Origin of the sequence: Pseudomonas sp. (genome assembly GCF_026224925.1) — a bacterium.
In the GTDB taxonomy this organism is placed as follows: domain Bacteria; phylum Pseudomonadota; class Gammaproteobacteria; order Pseudomonadales; family Pseudomonadaceae; genus Aquipseudomonas.
On record NZ_JAMFRV010000475.1, the window covers coordinates 1 to 2,587 of the forward strand.

General features: G+C 57.1%; 2 protein-coding genes and 1 pseudogene. 2 read left to right on the top strand and 1 reads right to left on the bottom strand.

Features of this window, described 5'->3' with window-relative positions; genetic code table 11:
- A pseudogene (locus M0974_RS20410) lies at positions 1-155 on the top strand (DUF2007 domain-containing protein); the annotation flags it as partial.
- A 69-nt stretch (positions 156-224) separates the two neighbouring features.
- On the top strand, positions 225-845 hold the full coding sequence (locus tag M0974_RS20415; protein WP_297840886.1) for an SOS response-associated peptidase: 621 nt from the start codon (positions 225-227) through the stop codon (positions 843-845).
- Between the two features lie 148 nt (positions 846-993).
- On the opposite strand, the gene M0974_RS20420 is transcribed toward M0974_RS20415, so the two are convergent.
- The coding region (locus M0974_RS20420) for a methyl-accepting chemotaxis protein (protein ID WP_297840889.1) at positions 994-2,587 on the bottom strand (1,594 nt) is incomplete at its 5' end.

Consider the following 2,587-nt stretch of genomic DNA (forward strand, 5'->3'; position numbering starts at 1 on the left):
GTGGAGTCGGCGAGTTACCCGTCTTCGGGCTGCTGGGACTCTCAGTGGACAACGATCAGGCTGAACAGGCACGGCAACTGATCGCCGAGTACAATACCGCCATGCCATTGTCAGGCGATGAACCTGACAATTTTCCTGACGTGCTGGTGTGCTGACACGCGTTGGGTCCGTTTTCAAAATCTGCTGTTAGCGCAGATTTTTTCAAAAGAGAATGTGTTGCCCTCATGTGTGGACGTTATGCGCTGTTTCGCTGGAATCCCGCGTTTGCGGCTTTGCCCGGTTTTCCTGCTGACCAAAAGGCTCAGTGGAACATTTCCCCGACCGATTCGGTTTTGATGCTGCGTGGCACTGACAGTGATCGCGAATTGTCCCGCGCGCGTTGGGGGCTGACGCCGCCGTGGCTGACTGATCTTTCCCGCACGCCCGCCCATGCCCGCGCTGAAACCCTGGCAGAGCAACCGATGTTTCGCCAAGCATTCAGGGAGCGTCGCTGCCTGCTGCCGGCCAACGGCTTTTACGAGTGGCGTGGCACCACACGCAAACGGCCTTTTTGGCTGACACCGGGGGAGGGTTCAGCCCTGTTTTTTGCCGGGATTTGGGAAGCATATCCGGTTCAAGAGCACACGTACCTGAGCGTCGCGGTTGTTACCCAGGCGGCTGCCAGCCAACGCCGGCCGTTAATCCTTGATGCGGACGGGCAGGCCGCGTGGCTCAACCCTGAAACCCCGATCCATACCCTGCAAGCTCTGCTCGCCAGCCCGCAGGCCGCATTGCGCGAACGCGCTCTGGCTAACTTGGTCAACGACCCAAAACTCAACGCCCCCGAGTGCCTGACTCCGCTTTAATCGGATGTACGCATTTTCTGTAGGGGCTGCAAATTCCCGGTGGGACCGAATTCATTCGGGAAGCAGACGACGCGGTTTATCTGATGCCGCGCGTTGTTGCCATTCGTGAATGAATTCACTCCCACAGGGGTTAGGCGAGTTCCTGTTCTCAAACCCGAAACTGATTAATCAACCGCCGTTGCTGCTCGGCCAGTTTGGTCAGTTCGGCGCTGGCTTTACTGGACTCGTCGGCGCCGCCTGCGACTTCCGCGGCCACTTGGCCGATGTTAATCACGTTGCGGTTGATATCCTCGGCTACAGCGCTTTGTTCTTCTGCCGCGCTGGCAATCTGGGTGTTCATGTCGTTGATGACCGACACGGCCTTGGTGATGGTTTCCAGTGCTTCTGCGGCCAGTGCGGCATGGCCCACGCTTTCGTCGGTTTTGCTCTGGCTGTCTTCCATGACCTTCACTACTTGGCGTGTGCCTGACTGCAATTGCTGGATCATGGTCTGGATTTCTTCGGTGGCTTTCTGGGTTTTCTGCGCCAGATTACGTACCTCATCGGCCACTACCGCAAACCCGCGCCCCTGTTCGCCGGCGCGAGCCGCTTCGATGGCCGCGTTCAGTGCCAGCAAATTGGTCTGTTCGGCGATGCCGCGAATCGCGACCAGAATCGCATTAATGTTTTCACTGTCCTTGGCCAATGTCTGGACTACGCCCACAGCCCGGCCAATTTCCACGGCTAACGAACTGATCGAATTAGACGTGTCCCGCACGACCTGCATGCCTTTTTGCGCCGCTGCATCCGCGTGGTTGGCGGCTTGTGCGGCATGCGTAGCGTTGCGGGCTACGTCTTGTGCAGTAGACGTCATCTCATGTACAGCAGTCGCCACCAAGTCAATTTCAGCGATTTGTTTATGCACACCCTGATGGGTGCGGATGGCGATATCGGCGGTGTGCTCCGACGAATCGCTGACCTTTTGCACTGAGGACACCACCTGGCTGATCATCACCTGCAACTTGCCAAGGAAGGTATTGAACCCAGTAGCGATGGAGCCCAGTTCGTCTGCGCGATCACTGTTCAAGCGCCGCGTCAGGTCGCCTTCGCCTTGGGCAATATCATCCAGCATGGCAACCATTTGCTTCAGCGGTCGGGCAATGCCACGGCCTACCAACCAGATCACCAGTAGGCCCAAGGCTGCAATCAGCAGCCCAACCATGGTCATGCCAAAAATATCGGTTTTGCGTTGCGCGGCGAGGTCGTTTTGCAGCTTTTGCAAATCCGCCATTACCGTGTCCAGTGGCAATTGCAGCATCAGCGTCCAGCGAGCATCCGTCGACCCAATACCGAAAGGCAGGAACAGCGAGATACGGCTGTGTTCCCGGTCGAGTTCATAACGCACCTGACCGAGTCCGATCTGACCGAGACTGGCGATCTTGTTGGCATCCAGCACATCGCTGGCTTTTTCGCCCAGTTTGCTGATGTCCTTGGTGTAAGCCACCAAACGGCCGTTACTGGCAATCAAGGCTAAATCGCCCGCGCCGCTGTACAGTTTTTGATCAGCGGTATTGAGCATGTCCTGAATGAAGTTCACCGACAGGTCAGCGCCGACAATGCCCTGAAACGCGCCGTCGATCATGATCGGTTCGATGAACGAAGACAGCATGACCATCTTGTCGCCAACCCGGTAAGGCGCAGGGTCAATGACGCAGGCTTTGCGGGTGTCTTTGGAGCACAGGTAGTACTCACTGGCTCGAATA